Origin of the sequence: Nostoc sp. EspVER01 (genome assembly GCF_034530635.1) — a bacterium.
Taxonomy (GTDB): Bacteria; Cyanobacteriota; Cyanobacteriia; order Cyanobacteriales; family Nostocaceae; genus Nostoc.
The window spans coordinates 203649-224892 of sequence record NZ_JAVRCS010000006.1; the positions used below are offsets into that span (position 1 = coordinate 203649).

Sequence of the window (21244 nt, forward strand, 5' to 3'; positions counted from 1 at the left end):
AACGAGAGAAAAATTAAAACTGGGTTTCAAAGCCTCTCTCCGCTTGCGTAACGGCAGGCTGACGCCAACGGGGAAGAGGAATGTCAAAATCTATGGTTATACATGAGAAATCAAGACTTATGTATTTTTCTTTTTTCGTATGAAACCACTCTGCTCCCCGCTCTTCGAGAGGGGACTATGATGTACCTCATGTGATTAGTAAACGCTATAATTTGAGTGCTTCTGAATTGTTCACTGCCATTTTGCGGGAAGCCAATCTCAAGAATGTAGGTTTGAATCATACCGATTTGGCTGGCGCTGATTTGAGCGGAGCTTCTCTCAACATGGCCAACCTCACTGATGCTAATTTGGCTGTTGTTAAAAATGCCAACATTCAGTGGAGCTATTATGTACACCACTACCTAGCGCGATGTGCGACTTATTCTTAAAACCCCTCTCCAAACCTCTCCCCGAAGCGGAGAGAGGCTTTAAGTCTTGCTCCCCTTCCCTACAAGGGAAGGGGCTGGGGGTTAGGTTTGAGAGAAAGTTGCACACCGCGTTACCTATGCCGGATGGTAGTGTTGTTCGCAGTCGGGAAGTTTGTGAATGCAGATCGCAATTCAGATGCGATCGCCGCTACTTTTAATAATTTTAAAAAGTATTTAATTCTATCTAAAAAAGCTGGTGATTAAAAGTCAAGATAGCCTAGTTGCAGAAGCAAGCTATGCCCATTGCGGATGAAGTGGCACAATAAAGAAAGTACTGCGATCGCCTACGTTAAATTGGAAGCGATCGCAGGCAAAATCATTCAATACTTTCCTCAAAAGCCCAACACCTGCATTGATTTTTCAAGAACTTCTTTGGGGCGAAATGGTTTAGTTAGATATAAGTCTGCACCAACCTCAAGTCCTTTTTGTTTATCAAATTCCTGTCCCTTAGCTGTCAAGATTATAATGTAGATATCAGTCATTTGTAAGTCGTGTTTTACAACATGGCAGACTTGCAGACCATTCATTTTCGGCATCATCACATCAAGAAAAACCAGGTTTGGTTTTTCAGCTTTAATAGTTTCGAGAGCTTCTTCTCCATTTCTAGCAGTTAGAAGTTCAACACCCTCATCTTCTAATGCTTCTAAAGCTTGTTCCATCAAAATCAAGATATTGGGTTCATCGTCAACAATTAGAATTTTCTGGGTCATGGGGATTGGTGATTGAGGATTGGGAAGTGGGATTGGGCATTGGGCATTGGGAATTAAAGATTAGGGATTAGAATAATTCTTTACCATTTCCCAGTTTCCAATCCCCAATCCCTAGAGATTACTGTTCAGACAACATAATAAAAAATACATTTTCCAACTCTTTCTCAAAGCGTAGGGTTTTCACCAAATCGGCTTCTTGAGAGAAGATAGAATCGATGATAATCATGTCAGGTTTGGCTGACAGGGCTTTATAAATGCATTCTTGCGGATCGGAGGCTTCAATCACGCTGTATCCCTGAGTTTGCAGTACATCTGATAGGGTTTTTAAGGCTGATGCATTTTTATCTACAACCAATACCTTTTTACTAGAAGTGCCTTGGTAAAGCAGCGAGCCAATTTCGTTGAGGAGTTTTTCTGTATCAATGGGCTTGGTAAGATAGCGATCGATGCCAATGTGATAGCCCCGTTCTTTGTTTTCAATAATTGACAGAATGATAATTGGAATGTCTGCGGTCTGAGGATCATTTTTGAGAACTGCTGCCACATCGAAGCCGTTGATTTGGGGCATCATCACGTCCAAGAGAATCAGATCGGGACGGGCTATTTTGATTTGATGAATTGCATCCATGCCGTCCTTTCCTTCGCGAACATTGTAGCCTTCGTTTTCCAGTTGTTGACGCAGCAGTTCGCGAATGTTAGCGTCATCATCTACAACCAAAATGGTTTTACGGTTTTGGTTCAACACAGCGCTTTTGGTGATGACGTGTTCTTTGAGTTGTTTGACAAGCGTATCCAAATTCAGATTAGCAGTGGTTTTTTGATCGCTGGCATAGGTGGGAATGATGAACGAGAATATGCTGCCTTTACCTGGTTCACTTTCAACCCAGATTCTACCGCCGTGATGATCGACGATTTGTTTACAGATGGGCAGTCCTAACCCTGTGCCTTTGGGTTTGTCGGTGAGGGTGTCGCCAACTTGGCGGAATTTCTCGAATACTTTCGGCTGATCTTCGGGTGCAATCCCAATACCCGTATCGATGACGCTGATGCAAACACCGTCATTTCCTTGTTTAACGCGACAGGTGACACAACCAGATTCGGTAAACTTAACGGCATTGGAAATCAGGTTGATTAAAACTTGCAGCAGACGGTTGCGATCGCCTACTATCTGAGGCAGTCCAGGTTCAATCTCGCTGACCAATTGCAAGCCATTGGTTTCAAATAATCCGGCGGTAGAATTGGTTGCCCAATCCATTAATTCGCTGGGATCAATCGGCTGCATGTGCCATTCCACCTTACCTGCTTCCATCTTGGCGATATCCAGGACATCGTTAATCAAAGACGTGAGCCGTTCTGCTTCCGACACAATAATGTTGAGATTGTCAGCTACCCGCTTAATCGTTTTTTGAAGCTTACGGTCTTCGGTAGAAATCATGGGGAACACATCGGTTTCCAGCTTTTCTTGAATGATGGACGCAAAACCGAGGACAGAAGTTAGTGGCGTCCGCAGCTCGTGGGAAACTGTTGAGATGAAATCGGTCTTCATCTGGTCGATTTCCTTTTCTGCCGTTACATCTCGAATCAGTAGTGCAGAACCAAAGCAGGTAGAGGGTTCTGAATCTGTTGTCTTTTTGAAAATGGCGGTTGCTACTGCTTGACCAATACGTTCTTTGGTCAATGCAACTTCGGCAGAGAACACCTCACCGGGATGGGACTGAGTTCGTGCAACCAGGTCTGCTAAACCAGATATCGGCAATTCTCGGTAGTGACCGTTGAGGGCGGTAGCTGTCAATTCATACATGGCTAAAAAAGCAGGATTGAAGTGGGTAATTTGTCCTGTGGTGTCTGCCACTAACAAACCATCAGCTAAGTTATCTAAAATGGCATTTAATCCCTGTGCTTCTGCTAGGGTATTTTGCAGTGCAGCTGTCCGCTCTATAACTCTGGCTTCTAATTCTTGATTCAGTTGCCGCAGAGAGATTTCTGCTTGTTTGCGGGCAGTGATGTCGGTATTGATTTCCAGCACCGCGCAGGGCTGACGGTCGATGTCCCGTTGCAACGTCCATCGGCTCTGGACGATAATCAGTTTGCCTTCATGGGTCAGATGTTCCACTTCTCCTTCCCAATTACCTTGATCTAATAACTCTGCGATAATTTCTTCCTTTGGCTTGAGAAAGGTTTTTTTGATAAAAGCCTGAATGCATTGGCCTTTCACTTCTTCACGCGTCCAACCGTAGAGTCTTTCGGCACCCTGATTCCAGTGAGAGATTTTGTCGCCCATGTCGCGGACGATGATGGCATCGCTGGAATGATTCAACATATCCAATAAACGTTGATTTTCAGCTTCTGCCTGCTTGCGATCGTGAATATCAGTACAGGTGCCAATCCATTCCCGAATACTGCCGTCTTTTTCCAGGACGGGCGCACCACAGACAGAGAAGTAGCGGTATGTGCCATCCTTGCTACGCAGCCGATATTCGGTTTGGTAAATACCTCGGTTTGCCACAGCAGCATTCCAAACTTCTGTAGAGTTGGCACGGTCATCGGGGTGAATTGGATCGATCCAGCCCCAACCTTCTACTTCAGCTTCGCTCTGCCCCGTATAGTCCATCCAGGTGAGCATTTCACTGCTTATCCCCGATCCTTCCGGGGTAGCTCCCCAGATGATCTGTGAAGTAGCAGTTACTAAGGAGCGATATCGTTCTTGAAGACGCTGATTTTCGGCTTCTGCCAGTTTGCGATCGTGAATATCAGTGCAAGTACCTACCCACTCGCGGATACTGCCGTCTTCTTCTAAAATGGGAGTACCACAGGCAAAAAAGTAGCGATAAGTGCCATCTTTGCCACGCACCCGATATTCCACTTCATAGAGGCTGCGGTTAGCCACAGCAGCACTCCAAATTTCGGCGGTGAGGGGACGGTCATCAGGATGAACGGCATCTAACCAGCCCCAGCCATCGGCTTCAGCTATTGTCTGACCCGTGTAGGCTCTCCACTCAGACATGTCTGCCTTTTGCAGTCCGTCAGGAGTGGTAATCCAAACCATTTGGGAGGTAGCTGTCACTAAAGAGCGGTATCGGGCTTCGATACACTCCTTTTCGGCTTCTGCTACCTTGCGATCGTGAATATCAGTGCAAGTGCCTACCCACTCGCGGATGCTACCGTCTTCTTCGAGGACAGGTGCGCCACAAACAAAGAAGTGGCGGTATGAGCCGTCTTGTCCACGAATCCGGTATTCAATTTCATAGAGGCTGCGGTTGGCTACGGCTACACCCCAGGCTTGGGCGGTGAGGGGACGATCATCAGGATGAACGGCATCAATCCAGCCCCCATTTTCAGCTTCAGCTAGACTTTGACCTGTATAAGCTATCCAGCTTGCCAGTTCAAAACATATTCCTTCTGATGTAGATACCCAGACAATTTGCGTGGTAGCTGTCACCAAAGACCGAAACCGTTCTTCACTCTGTTTTAAGATTTTTTTGTATTCATCAAGTTGGTTAAACATAGTTGAGGTTTCTTTAATGGCGTATTTGGGTAGGGTTAGAACAACAGAACCAAGACAATAAAGTGGCGTAAAGCCTTAACGAAATTGGGTGGCGTTGAAACATTTGGTAAATTTGATCGGGTGATGCACCTTCTACATCTGGACTGTGCTGTGAAAGTCGCTGGATCAGTTGAGTATGGCGGATCAGCAAATCCGTCGGTTTGAGCATTGGAGCTGTTGATGGAATGAAGCCGTCGGTATCGGAAGTATGGGATAATTCTGTGGTTTGAGTTGGCGAGGGAGAAGTGTAATTCTGTTCTTCAGTAGCTTCTGCAAATGCACAATTTAACGGAATCTGAATCCAGAATTCTGTCCCTTCACCTGGTTGAGAACGACATTTGAGCATTCCCCCATGTTTGTCTACAACAATTTGGTAGCTGATTGCCATGCCTAACCCGGTTCCCTTACCAATATCTTTCGTGGTGAAAAAGGGATCGTAAATGCGGCGAATTACCTCCTCCTTCATTCCTGGGCCGTTGTCAGCAATGCGAATCACAACCCATTGTTGGTCAAGGACTTTGGTACGAATAGTGATTTGGGAATTGGGGATTGAGGATTGGGAACTACTACTGACTCCCGAATTTTCTATACCTTCTTCCAAAGCATCAATGGCATTTGCGAGGATGTTCATAAATACCTGATTCAACTGTCCGGGGTAGCATTCAATCAGAGGAAGTGTTGCATAGTCTTTAACGATTTCAATTGCCGGACGATGAACATCTGCTTTCAGGCGATGGTGAAGAATCATTAAGGTTCCATCGATGCCATCGTGGATGTTAACGGCTTTCATTTCTGCTTCGTCATGGCGGGAGAAGTTTTTCAAGGATTGGACAATTTCAACAATGCGACTTGTGCCCAGTTTCATTGAATCTAGCAGTTTGGGGAGATCCTGGATAATAAATTCCAGGTCTATGTTGTCTAACTCTGATTCCACTTCTGGAGGAGCAACAGGTAGGAATTTCTGATACTTTTCCAACAGGTACAACAAGTCTTGGGCATATTCGGCAACATACTTTAAATTGCCGTAAATAAAGTTAACCGGGTTGTTGATTTCGTGGGCAACTCCGGCAATAAGTTGCCCTAAACTGGACATTTTTTCGCTTTGGATCAACTTAGTTTGGGCCAATTGCAACTCATGGAGAGCTTGCTGAAGCTTCTGTGTTTGGGCTTTTGCCTGGAGGGCTGCTTGAGTGCTTTGCTCGTAAAGCACAGCTTTGTCAATAGCGATCGCTGTTTGAGAGGCAAAGATACTCACCAGTTTCAGGTGTTCAGCCTTGTATGAGTCAGTTTTAGCCGTTCCAATGGCGATCGCTCCCAGTACCCGCTCTTTGGCTCGTAACGGTACACAAATCATTGCAGCAACGTTTTTTTGCCCCTCTAACCGAGGATCAGCTTGCACATCATTGACAAGTTCGGCTCGGTTGGATTGCACAATGTTGCCGATAATTCCCTTACCCGGTTCCGGCTGATTATGGTCAAAAAACACTCCAAATTCGGCAATGACTTCAAACGCAGTTGCATCTGGACTCAAAAGCAGAATCATTCCCGCAGATGATTCAATTAATTGACTCAATTCTTGCAGCACAAGTTGGGCAATCTGTCGCGTATCTAAACTTGTTGTGAGTTGAGTCGAGATATCGTCAAACAAATCAATTTCCTGGTATCGCTCTAACAATTCTTTAGCGAGTACTTTCTTCTCAGCTTCCTGCTTTGCCAGAAATGAGAGCAAATTTGCAAGTATAATTGCCTGTTCTTGCCCAACAACCCAACCGATGATTTCTCCTGAAACCTCGATTGGATAACGGTTTTCTACAGTTTGCTCCCCAATGCTAATCAGTTTCGTGCCGTCTACCAGTTCAACATCAATCGCGATGTTGAACTGGTAGACTAAGTTATTAATAAGAGATGGCAACTCTTTTTTGTTGAGCATCTTTCTGAGGCTAACTGCGGGCATGAAACACCTCATCTAGAGCAGGTTGCAAATTTTTGACAATCAGTGTTAGCTCGTTTGAGTAGTGTCTCAAACAGAAACCTACACTGTATTGCAACCTCCTACCACCTTCACCGTAGCTATCCGTACTCCTTTGTATAAGCAAGCTATGCCTAGCATCTCCAGAAAAGAGAGGAATTCTCATAAAAATCTAGGGATATAATAATTTACTAATTAAGACTAGTTTTCCCAAAAACCTTAGTGATATAACAGCGAAGTCGAGCGGTAGCAAATACCTTTAAACTCTGTACCAGAGGCATTTTTCCGTCCTTGTAACTTGCTTACTGTTTGATTCAGTTATAACAACTATAAGTAAAAAAAAATTAATTAGATAAAAGCATAGATTTAAATCTATGGTAAATTAATGTCTTTTGTTTCTATTCCTCATAAATTGGGAATTAGCTTTTTGGGTATATGGGTGAGCGTATTTCTGAGAGTATAATAATTACCTTTAATGTAACAAAAGAAGCTGCGATCGCAGCTTCTTTTGGTAATTTTAAAAAGTATTTAGGTAAGCGCTAGTTTTAGTTAGATCCGATAATCGCGAAAACGAAGTCTGAGTAATCGCAGCCAGCACAACCACATTTGTGCAGGTTGTTCAAAGAAGGTGAAAATATCGCCGAAACCTAAATTAGTTTTGTGATGATGCAACCAGTGTCTCTCAGGAGTGGTAATAAATAGAATTTGACATAAGATATTTACAGGCTTAGGAGTTTGCCAACCTAGTACACTTATGTGTCTCCACCATACATGAAACTGACCAAGCAGTAATCCAGAGATAACGCCAATGGGAGAGAAAGACCACAAGACTACTGCTATAAGTACATAAGGTAAAGCTCCCAAGATACCATCTAAAAGAACCTGGGGATTAAAAGTCAAAATAGCATAGTGGCGGAAGTCCTTCTTCCAGGAGTGGTGTGTTTTTAAATGAAGGCTACCAAAAACGTGCTCGGGTACGTGATAAAAGAATGTAGATAGAAAATCGCCAAAAAACAGTAATAACCAAGCAACAGCGATAGCCTCAAGCATTTGTACTCCTCAAGAATAGTTAATAAAACTCCACAGAAAATATGCAAATGTCATTCTGTGGGCGTAAACACCTAGTTTTCCGCCACTAAAGCAGCATCTGTGCATCTTATGTGTCTACACTCCAGCTAATTTTGCTCAGAGTATATGTAATTGGTTTAGTTGCAGTTTCTATGAATCTCCAATCCTTAATGCAGTAATCAGCAACTCCTAAGAACCTCCAATTTGACTTTTAACTCTGGGTTAATGGCATTAATACATCTAAAACCCGATAGCAATACAGTATTTTGCCATAGTTACTACACAATCTTCTTACTAAGGCATACAGCGTAAGCAAAGGTTGAGTTAAACTTAGTACAAATTTAGGTTAAGGCTTTCTACAATATTGTTAATTCTAAATTAATTGCAATTAATCTTCAATTATGACTCTATTCAGAATGATATAAATAGATATTATGCCAATATTAATTAAGTTATTGAGGTGAATAAAGTAGGTTTATAGTTTAATTGAAACACCGTAAAATTTTGATCGTCTAGAATTAACTAGATACCATATATATTTTCTTTAAATCGAGTAAAAATATTGCTCTCAACCTACACTTTCAATGATGAATTAAGATTGAAAAGACAGAAATACTTTTAGAATTTATCTTTATTTGCCAAGTCCGTTTGGATTCCCTTACTCTTAACCATTTGCTCGCTCTTATTGTAGATTGTAGATACTGGCGACTTTATGGTCAGCTTTGTCGTAGTTGCTGCTTTGCATAGTTTGCTACGCGCAGCGAATGGGTAGGCATTAGACTACAGCCTAAGCAGCGATAAAAAATTAAATGAATGGTAGAGTACCAAATATTGATTATTCCTTTATCATTTATAAACAAGTTAGTAAATCAGTAAAGCACACCTGCAATATTTATTTACAACATGTCCTATTAAAAGGGTATCTCAGTATATCCAAAATTTAGGTTACTTTCCAGTTGGAAGGTAAAATCAGGATTTTAAGTTATGATTACACGATTTATCTATTTCAGTATGAACAAAAAATGGGCGGTCAAGCGAATCACTATAAACCTGGCATCAAATGAAGCCAAAAACCTTGAAAAATATTGTGAACAGACAGGTAGACCGGCAACGGATGTAATTAGAGAACTTATTCGAGCCTTGCCACTGACGAAATAAAAGTATATTTGCGAACTATTTTACCTTGGTTTATTTTCAAGATATAAGTATTAAAATTTGGTTTAATTGGAGGTCTTAAATTCAGAGTTAGTAATTTTTTGTGATGATTGAGAGGAACGTAAAAATTTAGTTTCTGGCGTGCTGCGCTCATTTACGGCGGGCACAGCGCGCCAAAAAGAAGATGACACAATCGCTATTATTCAGTTGCACAATCAGGAGTGAGAGAATATTTTTTTGGTTCGGTCACTATCCTTATTCTCTATTGAGTTAGCAAATATACAGTTGTTAGGATCTAATCTATGATTACTGCTCTTGCAATTACTCACGTCAGAGTCAAATTGAAAACCTTTGTCCAAATTTGTAATACCTTCTACTTCAGCCATAACTCTTCTGGACTGGCGCTTTTCAGACTTAGCGTCAACGTCCAGCAGCTCAAGGCAAAGCTTGAATGAGTTCTCGAATCACGTCTATTGCTAATTTGCCTGCCTGTTCACAATACTTTTCAAGGTTTTGGGCTTCATCTGATGTCAAATTGATAGTAATTCGCTTAATCGCTCTTTTTTGACTGGAGGTTGTCAAACGGGGAAATTTAAGTGCAGCAGTTTTATTCATTGATTGATAAGCTAGATATATACAAACTTTCCTTATCAAGATTGCCAATTCTGAGCTGTCTTTACCAGTGAAAATCGAGATTTTGAGATTGAACTTAAGCTTTACGCCCCAAAAATATTACGGTGAATACGCAGTATTAAATAACTATTACATACGTAATAATTCTCCCGTTAGCAAGTGCAATAAAGAAACTTTCGGCTGAAGAGATGATGTTAGCAATGCCCTAGAGTCCAGATAGTCTGTTGAGCAAGCGGCGTTGAATTACCGAGATGAGTGGATGCCAAAGGTGGTAAGAGGCAGGAGGAAAAGACATTTTCATTGTTCCTTGTGAGCCCAGCTGATGAAGTCTCTTGCAAAAGTGCTTTTGCAAGAGAGGGGTAAAGGGTAAAGGTTAAAGGGGAAGGGGACAATACAGAACCTTTTCTTTTCCCCTTCCTCCCGCCCCTTATCCCCAGAGGAAACCCCACCTTCCCCTTTTCGCAACTTATGTAAGAAGTCTACTGAATATTTTGGTAATATAACTGTTTTAAATCCTCTACAACATGACATTATTCGTTTGTTATGGCTATTACTCCATATCTATAGCAACCTAGTAGATAATTCCTTTTAATAAAAAGTGATTAAACAAACAGTGAGTTAATACATGACTTTACAGAATTGGAGACGTAAGCGTGGCGTTGCACTTACTACTAAGGGTTTACAAAAAATTAAAGAAGCAAAGCATCAGTCAGAAGCAAAAGAAAATTTTGGAAATCGGTATACTCTTGAAGAAATGAGTGTACGTTCTGGTTTATATTCCGCCACCATCTCGAAAGTATTGAATCGGGAAGGAGGAGTTGACAAACAGACTATTGAGAAGCTTTTTTCAGTTTTTAACTTAAAAATAGATAAAAGTGACTATTCAAGCTCAAATACTCGTCTAGATTGGGGAGAAGCTATCTTTAACTCAACTTTTTACGGGCGTATAGAAGAACTGATTACACTAGAGCAATGGATTCTCAATGAACACTGCCAATTGGTTGCACTATTGGGAATAGGAGGTATTGGAAAAACAGCACTGTCTGTAAAGTTTGCGCAAAAAATTCAGGACAACTTTGAGTATGTGATCTGGCGATCGCTGCGAGAAGCACCGCCTGTTAAAATTATCGTGGGTAACTTAATCCAATTTCTATCTGACGAACAGGAAACAGAAAGTAACTTACCAGAAAGTTTTAGCGATCGCGTATCGCGACTACTCTATTATTTACAAAATAATCGCTGTTTAGTGATCCTTGATAATGCAGAATCAATTCTCCGCAGTGGTAGCCGCGCCGGACTTTATCGAGAAGGATATGAAGAATATGGTGAGCTTTTAAGACGGGTAGGAGAAGCTACTCACCAAAGCTGCTTAGTGCTGACTAGTCGTGAAAAACCGAAAGAAGTGGCATTACTCGAAGGACAAGCACTACCTGTTCGCTCATTGCCAATGAGTGGCTTGAAGATGGTGGAAGGGCAAGAAATCTTGAAACTCAAGGGGCTATCGGCGGCAGAGGATGAATGGAAAGTAATGATTGAACGTTATGCAGGCAATCCATTAGCCTTGAAGATAGTTGCCACGACTGTTCAAGATATCTTTGATGGTAATGTGACTGAGTTTTTGCAACAAGACACTGCTGTTTTTGGAGACATTCGCGATATTTTAGAGCAGCAGTTTGAGCGCTTGTCAGATTTAGAAAAAAACATAATGTACTGGCTAGCGATTAATCGTGAGTCAATTACCCTGTCAGAATTACGAGATGATATTATATCACCAGTACCACCAGCAAAATTACTAGAGGCTGTAGAATCTTTAGGAAGGCGATCGCTAATCGAGAAGGCTACGCCTACGCTTATTGAAAAAACTGGATCATTCTTTACGCTCCAGCCTGTAGTTATGGAATATGTGACTAGTAGCTTGATAGAAAATGTCTGTGAGGAGATTGTCACTCAGAATATTGATTTATTCAGATGTCATGCTCTGATGAAGGCGACGGGTAAAGACTATGTTAAAGATACCCAAGTTCGTCTCATCATCAAACCAGTTATAGATGGCTTGCTTGATGTTTTAAGAAGTAAAAGAAATATTGAAAATCAATTAACTCAAATTATCACAAAACTCCGAGAGACATCGCCGTTAGAACCAGGATATACAACTGGCAATATTCTCAATTTGCTTTCTCATTTAGAAACAGATTTAAATGGCTATGATTTTTCTTATCTGACTGTTTGGCAAGCAGACTTGCGAAGTGTGAATTTACACAATGTAAATTTTGTTCATGCCAATTTGACCAAGTCTGTTTTTGCCGAAACCCTCGGCGGTATTCATTCTGTGGCATTCAGCCCTGATGGAAAACTTTTAGCTACGGGGGATACTAATAATGAGATTTGCTTGTATCAAGTTGCGGATGGGAAACAACTGCTTACCTGCAAAGGGCACACAGGTTTTATCTGGCCGGTTAGCTTTAGCCCTGATGGTCATATTCTTGCTAGTGGAAGTGATGATCAAACAGTTAAGCTGTGGGATACTCGCACTGGGCAATGCTTAACCACCTTAAATCAGCATAATGGTGGAATATGGTCAGTTACCTTCAGTCCCCAAGGCACTATACTTGCCAGTAGTAGTGAAGACCAAACAGTAAAACTGTGGCATACCAGCACCGGGCAATGCTTCAAAACTTTGCAGGGACATAGTAATCGCGTTACATCAGTCGCTTTCAGTCCTCAAGGTCTCACGCTTGCCAGTGGCAGTGATGACAAAACTGTGAAGTTATGGGATATAAGTACTGGGCAATGCCTCAGTACCGTACAGGTTGATAATAGTGGGAGTCGGTCAGTCGCCTTCAGCCCTGATGGTAAAACTCTGGCTATTGGTTGTCATGATAAGATGGTCAGGCTATGGGATCTAAGTACAGGAAAATTTGTTCAGATTTTGCAAGGTCATACTGACTGCGTAAATTCAGTGGTTTTCAGTTCTGATGGTAAGACGCTAGCAAGTAGCAGTGATGACCAAACGGTGAAATTGTGGGATATTAATACGGGTCGTTGTTGTACAAGCTTACAAGGACATAGTAGCAGAATACCGTCAATTGCTTTTAGTCCAGAAGGAACGAAAATAGCAAGTGGCAGTGAAGATCAAACAGTAATGTTTTGGGATATCAAGACTGGTAAATGCCTCAAGATATTGCAAGGTTATTGTAATGGGATTTGGTCGGTTACCTTCAGTTCAAACGGTCTTGTTATTGCCAGTGGCAGTAACGACCAAAAGGTTAAGCTCTGGGATGCTATTACTGGTAAATGCCTCAAAACTTTTCAGGGGCATAGTAATCGAGTCACATCAGTCGCTTTTAGTTCGGATAGTCAAATACTTGCTAGTGGTAGTGAGGATCAAACAGTGAAACTGTGGGATGCTAGTACTGGTAGATGCCTCAAAACTTTTCAGGGACATAGTAATCGAGTCACATCAGTCGCCTTCAGTCCAGACGGTCATCTGCTAGCCAGTGGTTGTCAAGACCAGACAGTAAGGCTATGGAGTATTAAAACGGGTCAATGCCTCGATATTTTGAAAGGGCATATGCATTGGGTATGGGTAGTCGCCTTCAGCCCGGATGGTCATCTGCTAGCCAGTGGCTGTCATGACAAAATAATAAGGCTATGGGATGTCAGCAGTGGTCGTTGTCTTCAGACTCTGCATGGTCATAATGATTGGATATGGTCACTTGCCTTTAGTCCTGATGGTCGAACGCTGGCAAGTGGTAGCACTGATAAAACAATCAAGCTGTGGAATGTCAGTACAGGTCAGAATATTGAAACTTTAGAGGGGCATACCAGTTCAATCTACTCAGTCACCTTTCTAGATGCTTGTACATTGGCAAGTGGTAGCGGCGATCAAAATGTGAAACTATGGGATATTAGTACAAGCAGCTGCGTAAAAACTTTCTTTGGACATTCCAAGTTAGTTTGGTCAGTAGCCTTTAGTCCCGATGCTCAAACCCTAATTAGTGGTAGTCAAGATGATACGATTAAGGTTTGGAATGTAAACACAGGTGAGTGCCTGAAAACTATTAATAACTCTAACCTTTATGATGGAATGAATCTTACTGGGGTGACGGGTTTAACTGAGGCTCAAAAAATTACTCTGAAAGATTTAGGGGCGTTTGAGAATAAAGAAGACTAACACAGATAGCTATTTGTGTTTCAGAAGCAAAGCCGCACCAAAAGCACTCAAAGCTAACACTTCTAACCCATTAGAAGGTTCAGGGACAGAAACTGGCTTCAGTACTGAAAACGCAGATTCTCCAATAAGCCGATGAGCTGCGGTTGTAGGATGAACAGGGTCCCAAAATAAAAATTCGTCTGGATTACAGGCGACTGGCTGGGTGGGCAAATTTAAGGGCACTACTGATAAATCTTGTATGCAATAGTTGGTAGCATTTGTCAGACCGAATTCTTGTGGTTCGGCGATTATCCGACTAAATAAGTTATTGACATTGAGAGGAATGATGTTGATATCAGGGTCTAGTTGCTGGTTAAAAAAGTTGATGGTCGCGTTTAAGCCAGAATTATGTGCATTGGTCAATGTACTGAATAAGCTGGGTATTTGAGTATTGAAGTTCGCAACTGGAAACTTTCCCAAATCTGGCTGGTTAACGACCATGATATCTTGAGCGCCTATGGCAGCAAGCGATGTGACTGCTGCTAATATATTTGCAACTGCCTGATTGGGGTTCGGAACACCCCCGGCAAAATAACTGAAGTAATCATTAGCACCAGCCCATACAATATAGAGGGCGTTGGGATTAGCAGACGGATTTTCTGCTGTAAAGCTAGCGATTTGCCGTTGCAATCCGGGGAACTCAGGAACGCTAATGTTATCGACTCCGGTGGTGGCTCCCCCAAAGGCAAAGTTGGTGCGAGGATTGAAAGATAATCCGAAGTCTTGTGCCAGATATTCTACCCAAACTGGACCATTGGAAAAACGTCCATCAAAGTATTTTGGACTTGGGGGAAAGGTTCTATTTGTGGCATTGAATGCATTTCCCGTATCAGAAAAGCTGTCACCAAAGACATAAATATCTTCATAATTCTGTGCAGCTAAGATTTTAAGCGGAAACATGAAAGACAACAAGAAAAATCCTGTCGTCAGACTTATTTTTTTCATTTAACCACTGAAACTATGCTTTAAATAATGGTGCATATCTTAGCAAAGAATGATACTTCTAGTTTCGGAATTTTTCACTGTCGAATCAGTTGCATTGACCGGAACAGGACCTAGCACCACATCCCCCCAGCGGATCACGCTTGCAGAGGCAGAACTAGCTGCACCAAAGCCATAGATCAAAACCAAGTCATTTTCGCGAATTTTGCCTAGTTGAGCAGCATGGTACAAATTGGCTACAGTTAGTGCTGGCCCAATGTTTGCATAAAGTGGGTAGACATTAATTGTGCGCTCTGGACGAATGCCCAGTACACGTATACAGAAGCTTGCAAACCAAGCAGAGGCTGTGTTGAAAATAAAAAAATCAATTTCCTCCAAGGTTATACCAGCAGCAGAAATAGCCCCTTCGCAACAAGTATGGAGAAGACTTGCGGCTGTTTCGCTGATCACCTTGTTTGTACCCTTGGCCACCTGCATACGGAGCTGATGCTTGCCCTGTTCATCCTCCATAAGTTTAAAAAAGAATTGGTCGCACAAAATGCTGGTGTTAACAGTTTTTGTGCCCAGGATACCCTGATTCGGTTTGAGCGAACTAACTACAAAAGCTCCAGCACCATCGCTAAAAAACCATGAGAGAGTATCATTTTCATCAAAAAAGCGAGAGTACGTGCATGATATTACCACTAGCGCATTGCGGTACCCTCCAGCTTGTACCAAGGCACAGGCAGTTTGAAGGGAAACTGGGGTACTGGCACACGTTGCATCGAGATTCCATGCACCACACTGTAGTCCCAGTTCACGAGCAAGGAAGGCAGCATTGCCAAATCCAATTTGTTCAGGTAAGAAGGAGGCGACGAGTAAGAGATCTACGTCGTCGATAGAAAGCTTTGCGGTATCGAGAGCATCTTTTGCTGCACGATACTCCAACGTCAGCGATGACTCACCTGGACCTAGCACCCGCCTCTCAACGGTGCCACGAAAAGGATCTGACAGATAGGGCATCATTTCTAATTCAAACTCGTTGCTGGGTATGCCTCCTGCGAGCGAGAACATCTTTGCTAAACTTTTTTGTTCAGCCTGAGTTACTAGCTCAGGGTATTTTTCTATGTAATAATCATTTCTACGTATAACGTTTGGAAAGCTCACGGCGAGTGAACTAATACCTACTGGGGGATGCACCATATCCAATTACCTAGTTAATTAAGTCTTAGCGCCTTGCGAAATTAGACTCTGATTGCGACTCTCGGAGGGTGGTATCTGAGTGGAGTCGATGAGTACGTCAATTACGAATGGACTGCTCACTGCCATTGCTTTCTCTAGTGCAACTTGGATGTCGGATTCCTTTTCAACACGTATACCATCAGATCCCATACCTTGGGCAATCTCAATAAAATTCGCCGGCGTCATCTTCGTATGTACTCCTTTGAAATTCAGCAGCGTTAATCCCTGATCGCACATGTTGTAGCGCGAGTCATTGAGTACAATCCAAACAGCAGGAATCTGGTGTTGCACAGCTGTACTTATCTCGTTATTCATGAGCATGGCACCATCCCCAACAATTGCAACAGCTTTGCCATTTCTTGCTAGTGCCGCACCTACAACACCCGTAACAAAATGCCCCATAGACCCGAAGCCAGTGCTAACCCGAAAACGGCCTGGTTTAGTAAATCGTAGATGATGAATTGCCCAGGCAAAGGAGTTACCAGATTCAGCCATTACTACTGCATCGCTTCCTTCAACAATCACCTGTTGAATCGCATCCATAAGCACTTTGGGACGCACTAAACTGCCTGTACATGGCTTGATTAAATCAAGTTCAGGTCGAGGCAGCGTTAGCGCCGTTGAGCGACTATCACTTACAGAAAAATGCTTCAACAGCTCCTTGATGAACACTTTTATGTCAGACTGGATAGCAAATGTCTTAGCATCTGGATATGCTGCTCCTGGCACATCTCGGTCAATGTCAATATGCAAAAATCCCCGCTGGGGGATCATTGTAGGGTTCCAGAACGATGTAAACTCACCAAGGCGCGTTCCCAGAACCAAAGTGTGCAAAGGATAGTACTCCTGCATATATGTCAAAACAGATTTGTGTCCAGCAAAGCCTGTAACTCCTACAAATTGTGGATGATCTTCGGGAAAAATCCCTTTACCACGCGGTGAACACATTACTGCTGCGCCTGTTATCTCAGCAAGTTGCCGAATCTCTTCGGCAGCATCGCGCGCACCGAAGCCAACCCAGATGGCAAAGGGCCCTTCAGTCAGTAACCGGACACATTCTGCAATTGTTTCTTCACTTGCTATTGCCACAGCATGAGACAGAGTTACTCGTGGCAACGAAGTTGTTAGTGAACTTGTCTGGATATTTGTAGGGATACTTAGATAGGCGACGAATCCTTCTGGTTGTGCTAGCCCGATGGCAAGCCTTCGAGATATCTCTGTGAGTTCATCGCTAGATTTGAGATTAGTCGCGTAATGGAATATTTGCCCCGAATTAAAAATACTTGTGCTGGGCATAGTGTATGCGCTGGTTTCCTGGAAAGCCCAACGTCCCCGCTGTGGTGCTGAGGTTGAAGCTGACACAAGAATTACCTTAGCGCCCTCCCAACGAGCAGCTAATAGCCCTGTCAAAGCGTTGGTGATCCCTGGACCAGTTGTAGTGAATATCACAACTGGGCGATCGCTAGCAAAATACGCCTCAATGGCTGCAAAAGCGGCTCCAGCTTCATGGCGAAAGTGCAACACCTGGATGGAACTTTGATGTAATGCAGCCCACACTGGGGCGATCGCACCTCCCGATACACCAAAGGCATACTGTACTCCCATATCTTCCAGGATTTTTACCACTGCTTCCGCTACCGAAAAAGTTTCGGATGGCTTGCTATTAGATGGCTGTTTACTTGAGTTTAATTGTTTAGTGGTATTCGCTTGTGTATCCTGAAATTTCACATCCATACAAACTATACTTAGGAATAATTTCCTTTCTGGAATAACTATTATCCCACACCTAAACTTAGTAATCTTGTAATATCAATGTAATATGAATTTATTTGGATAACGCCCATACAACTTCGGTGAGTACTGCTCTCTAACGCAGGTATAACTGTAAAACTACCTTGGTGGTTAACTTTGCCAATCTTTGAGCAACCTATAAGTTCCGTATTGCCCTGATATAGAAAAAATTGTTTAGAGACTTCAATAACAGTGGATGTGGCGATGCCTGCGGTGGTCACTGAACGGCTGGTGAGCGGAGTCGAACCATGTCGTTCGCGTAGCATCTCGTAGAGAAATGCGGGCTGCGCCAACGCAGATGGGTTCACCCGTCTTTTTAGTTTGTGAAAACTGAACACTATTAATCAAGCTTTGGAGTATAAAAAGGTGATTGAATTAAATCAGTATAAGGCTTTAACTTTCGATTGTTACGGAACCCTAATTGATTGGGAAAATGGCATCTTAGGGGTGCTAAAGCCACTTTTGCTGGCACACAATACTAATTTAGATAACGATCAAATTCTTGATATTTTTGCTGAATTTGAAGCAGAACTGGAAAAAGGAGAATATATCAAATATCGAGAAGTTTTGAAAAAAGTAGTTCAGAAATTTGGTGGAAGATTTGGTTTTGAGCCAACTGCTGACGACCTAAATTCACTTGCCAATTCGATTCAGTATTGGCTGCCTTTCCCCGATACAGTTGAGGCACTTAGAACTTTAAAGCAAAAGTTTAAGCTGATAATTATCTCAAATGTAGATGACGATCTCTTTGCTTTCTCGGCAAAGCACTTGGAGGTGGAATTTGACGAGATAATCACAGCAGAACAGGCAAAAAGCTACAAACCCTCCTTCAACAACTTCAGACTGGCTATTGAGAGAATTGATTTGCCGTTAGAGCAGATATTACACGTTGCCGCTAGTGTATATCATGATATCGTGACAGCCAAATCTCTGGGATTATCAACAGTCTGGGTAAATCGTCGAGCAGAGCAAGGGGTTAGTGCGAACTTGCCAGCAGTCACTCAACCTGATTTAGAAATGCCTGATTTGAAGACTCTCGCGGCTTTAAGTTCACAGTAATTTGCTGATTTGAATTTAACCACGAGAGCAACAAAAAGGAGATCGTATTTAGATAGAGAGATGCCAAAGAAAGAATTTGTTGTTAAAAAACTAAACAGGGATTGCAACATAGATTGATTCTGTCTTACTCTAGAAAAAATACTACGTCAGTTTAATTTTCTTAAACTTTGAAAACCACAGCATATAACTGGTTTTCCTTTCCTGTGCGCCCTGCCGATAACCTTGTTCAATAAAACACTTTGATAGCCTAAAACGATGAAAGCATCTGCTAATTTTGACTTTGAAGACGAGAAATTCAATGCACCGCCTTCTCAAGTCCTTCCCTGGTGTCAGATGATTAATCCTCGGTATGGCACAGATGGTATACAATCTCACGGTTTGGCGATTAAGCTGGATAATGCCAATGCTGTCGGCTTTGTGCCAGATGATAATTGGCAGCAAGTTGAGCATGAATTTAGCTCTGGAGTAGAAACAGTCTTTATTAGCGCTACTCCACGCTTGGTTATAGTGCGTCGGGGGCCATTGTCTGTTAAAGACCGGGAAAGTGGTCTAAAACTGGGTACGCTCAAAGATAATTATGATGCTTTTTTAGCCGACAAACTTAAATTTAAAACCTTTACTCGCTATCTAATTTTTATAGTGGGTGAGAATAAAAAGTTTTTACATGAATCACCACTACAACTAACTCTCAATGGTGCAGCCGGAGCCAGTTTCAGCAAAACCTACTGCGAATATCAACAAGGCAGAGTAGTAAGTGGATTCGTTGCTGAACTAGAAAAAGCTTACGCTATCTACCGCAAGCAACCTTTGACATCGAAAGGGCCTTTGTTCCACGCTCATGGGATTTTTTGTCCCATCATTGAGTGTGAAGAAAGAGGAATTGAACCAAATACAGTTTTGGTAGCTTCAACTGTGGACTATAAACATCCCACTGTAGGGACTTTAACGCAATATTTAATTGCTTCCGATGCTCTTGAGTCTGCAATGATTTGTAAGACTTTTGAAGAACATAAAGATTTTGGCAAGGAACCTGTCAAATCAGAAACGCCCAAATTGGCAATGGCAGGAGTTTCCAACTCTTACGTTTATGCTGATGAAGATGATTTTGCTTATCCGCCGTATTAAGGAGAGTGAGGAGTGAGGAGTGATGAGTTTTGAATTAATAACTCCTAACTCCTAACTCCTAACTCCTAACTTCTAACTTCTAACTTTATTCTTTGAGCAGCAAATAATATAATGAACCATTACCGCCTGTGACACCAGCGCGATCGCCCGCTAGTTTACCAGACCCCATAAAATAATCCACCCGGCCCGGCCCTTTGATAGCACTTCCTGTATCCTGGTCAAGCACAAAGCGGCTGACAGTACGCCTCTCTAGTTTGCCACCACTGGCAGGATAGGGAAATGAGTTGTAAATCAGGGCTAACGCTCCCGGTGGCATGAGAGATTTATCTGTAGCAATGGAACGTTCCGCTGTTACTGGCACATGAATACTACCAGTAGCAGGTCTACCGCTTGTTTCTTGGAAGAAAATAAATCGTTCCCAGCGGGGCAGATAATTGTTCAACTCCTGGGGCTTTTGTCGGAAATAACTAATTAGACGTGGCATTGTTAATCCTTCCAGGGGAAGTTTGCCATCTTTGGCTAGTTCTTTGCCGATACTAGTCCAAGGGTAATCAGTTCCACCGGCATAGCCAATTGATGTTTTCTTGCCATTAGTTAATTTAATTTGGGCAGAACCTTGGATATGTACCATGTATGCGTCTAAGCGATCGCGAAACCAAAGCAGTTCTAAACCGCGTAACTTGCTCTTATTCCCTTGTAAACCATCCTTTCCTTCCAAATCAATTCGTTTTGGATGGGGTTTCGGCCATTGGCTGAAATCAGGTGGTAGCCGATAAAGGGGATACTTATATGTTGCAGTCCTGACACGGCTAGCGGTGTAAACAGGTTCGTAGTAAGCAGTGAACTTAACAGTACCCTTGCCATCATTGCCCACGGACTGGTAAAAGACAAACTCACGGCGGACAGCGGCTTGTAATTGCGCTGGTGACTTAGAACTGACAACCAGTTGGCGGAAACGTAGTAAACTCCGGCGGACGCGATCAAGAGTGATTTCCTTGATAGGATAATTTTGATATGCTGCGATCGCTTCTTTCTTTGCTAAGTAAACCAAACTGTTATCAATGGAAGCCAACAGCGCTTTGCGATCGCCTATTTTACCTCTTTGACTCCAAATTTGCTCATCCCAACCCAAGCAAGTCGGCCGGACTGTACAATCGCTTCCGATGGTGATTGGTTTTAGCGGTGGCGTGATCTCAGGAGTGATCGGTATTGGTATAGGTGGAAGATCGGGAGTAGTCGGTAGTGGCAGCGGCAGTAAGTTAGGAACCTGAGCAACAGCCGACCAGAGAGGGTTTACGAGGGCAATTCCTAGACTCAAGGAAAGCAAAGTAAGGGTTTTTCTCATCA

Annotated in this window: 16 protein-coding genes; 6 read left to right on the forward strand and 10 right to left on the reverse strand. The window is 42.6% G+C overall.

Going from position 1 to position 21244, the window contains the following annotated elements; all coding sequences use genetic code 11:
* Window positions 1-212 precede the first annotated feature (212 nt).
* Window positions 213-428, forward strand: coding sequence for a pentapeptide repeat-containing protein (locus RMX69_RS07880; protein WP_322637097.1), 216 nt, complete (start codon window positions 213-215; stop codon window positions 426-428).
* Between the two features lie 87 nt (window positions 429-515).
* Window positions 516-671: a hypothetical protein gene (locus RMX69_RS07885; RefSeq protein ID WP_322637098.1), complete on the forward strand. Its 156-nt coding sequence runs from the start codon at window positions 516-518 to the stop codon at window positions 669-671.
* 128 nt (window positions 672-799) lie between these two features.
* On the opposite strand, the gene RMX69_RS07890 is transcribed toward RMX69_RS07885, so the two are convergent.
* The 4 genes from RMX69_RS07890 to RMX69_RS07905 form a co-directional block, all read right to left on the reverse strand.
* On the reverse strand, window positions 800-1177 hold the full coding sequence (locus RMX69_RS07890) for a response regulator transcription factor (RefSeq protein WP_289796774.1): 378 nt from the start codon (window positions 1175-1177) through the stop codon (window positions 800-802).
* A gap of 118 nt (window positions 1178-1295) precedes the next feature.
* Complete coding sequence (locus RMX69_RS07895; protein WP_289796775.1) at window positions 1296-4682, reverse strand: PAS domain S-box protein; 3387 nt, start codon at window positions 4680-4682, stop codon at window positions 1296-1298.
* Window positions 4683-4695: 13 nt separating this feature from the next.
* Window positions 4696-6675: a sensor histidine kinase gene (locus RMX69_RS07900; RefSeq protein WP_322637099.1), complete on the reverse strand. Its 1980-nt coding sequence runs from the start codon at window positions 6673-6675 to the stop codon at window positions 4696-4698.
* 564 nt (window positions 6676-7239) lie between these two features.
* Window positions 7240-7740, reverse strand: a complete 501-nt coding sequence (locus tag RMX69_RS07905; RefSeq protein ID WP_289796776.1) for a fatty acid hydroxylase — start codon at window positions 7738-7740, stop codon at window positions 7240-7242.
* Window positions 7741-8769: 1029 nt separating this feature from the next.
* Here RMX69_RS07905 and RMX69_RS07910 point away from each other — a divergent pair.
* Window positions 8770-8916, forward strand: coding sequence for a ribbon-helix-helix protein, CopG family (locus tag RMX69_RS07910; protein WP_094348756.1), 147 nt, complete (start codon window positions 8770-8772; stop codon window positions 8914-8916).
* Between the two features lie 432 nt (window positions 8917-9348).
* Here the strand turns inward: RMX69_RS07910 and RMX69_RS07915 are convergent, their stop codons facing one another.
* Window positions 9349-9528 (reverse strand): CopG family transcriptional regulator, encoded by a 180-nt coding sequence (locus tag RMX69_RS07915; protein WP_289796777.1) that lies wholly within the window; start codon window positions 9526-9528, stop codon window positions 9349-9351.
* Between the two features lie 643 nt (window positions 9529-10171).
* Here RMX69_RS07915 and RMX69_RS07920 point away from each other — a divergent pair.
* Window positions 10172-13720: an NB-ARC domain-containing protein gene (locus tag RMX69_RS07920; RefSeq protein ID WP_322637100.1), complete on the forward strand. Its 3549-nt coding sequence runs from the start codon at window positions 10172-10174 to the stop codon at window positions 13718-13720.
* Window positions 13721-13729: 9 nt separating this feature from the next.
* On the opposite strand, the gene RMX69_RS07925 is transcribed toward RMX69_RS07920, so the two are convergent.
* The 4 genes from RMX69_RS07925 to RMX69_RS07940 are packed head-to-tail and all read right to left on the reverse strand — an operon-like array spanning window position 13730 to window position 18021.
* Window positions 13730-14704, reverse strand: coding sequence for an SGNH/GDSL hydrolase family protein (locus RMX69_RS07925; protein WP_322637101.1), 975 nt, complete (start codon window positions 14702-14704; stop codon window positions 13730-13732).
* 39 nt (window positions 14705-14743) lie between these two features.
* Window positions 14744-15883 carry a 3-oxoacyl-ACP synthase III family protein gene (locus RMX69_RS07930; RefSeq protein ID WP_322637102.1) on the reverse strand — a complete coding sequence of 380 codons (1140 nt, stop codon included), beginning with the start codon at window positions 15881-15883 and terminating at the stop codon, window positions 14744-14746.
* Window positions 15884-15901: 18 nt separating this feature from the next.
* On the reverse strand, window positions 15902-17656 hold the full coding sequence (locus RMX69_RS07935) for a ScyA-related TPP-binding enzyme (protein WP_322637103.1): 1755 nt from the start codon (window positions 17654-17656) through the stop codon (window positions 15902-15904).
* Between the two features lie 41 nt (window positions 17657-17697).
* Window positions 17698-18021, reverse strand: a complete 324-nt coding sequence (locus RMX69_RS07940; RefSeq protein ID WP_322637104.1) for a hypothetical protein — start codon at window positions 18019-18021, stop codon at window positions 17698-17700.
* Between the two features lie 58 nt (window positions 18022-18079).
* On the opposite strand from RMX69_RS07940, the gene RMX69_RS07945 reads away from it, so the two are divergent.
* Together RMX69_RS07945 and RMX69_RS07950 are read left to right on the forward strand one after the other, a co-directional pair.
* The gene (locus RMX69_RS07945; RefSeq protein WP_289796782.1) at window positions 18080-18772 is read left to right on the forward strand and encodes a haloacid dehalogenase type II; all 693 of its coding nucleotides are present in this window, start codon (window positions 18080-18082) and stop codon (window positions 18770-18772) included.
* A gap of 255 nt (window positions 18773-19027) precedes the next feature.
* A complete protein-coding gene (locus tag RMX69_RS07950; protein ID WP_094348387.1) occupies window positions 19028-19897 on the forward strand; it encodes a DUF5895 domain-containing protein in 870 nt (289 codons plus the stop codon).
* An 85-nt stretch (window positions 19898-19982) separates the two neighbouring features.
* Here RMX69_RS07950 and RMX69_RS07955 read toward each other — a convergent pair whose 3' ends face one another.
* Window positions 19983-21242: a murein transglycosylase A gene (locus RMX69_RS07955; RefSeq protein WP_289799977.1), complete on the reverse strand. Its 1260-nt coding sequence runs from the start codon at window positions 21240-21242 to the stop codon at window positions 19983-19985.
* Between the last annotated feature and the right edge of the window lie 2 nt (window positions 21243-21244).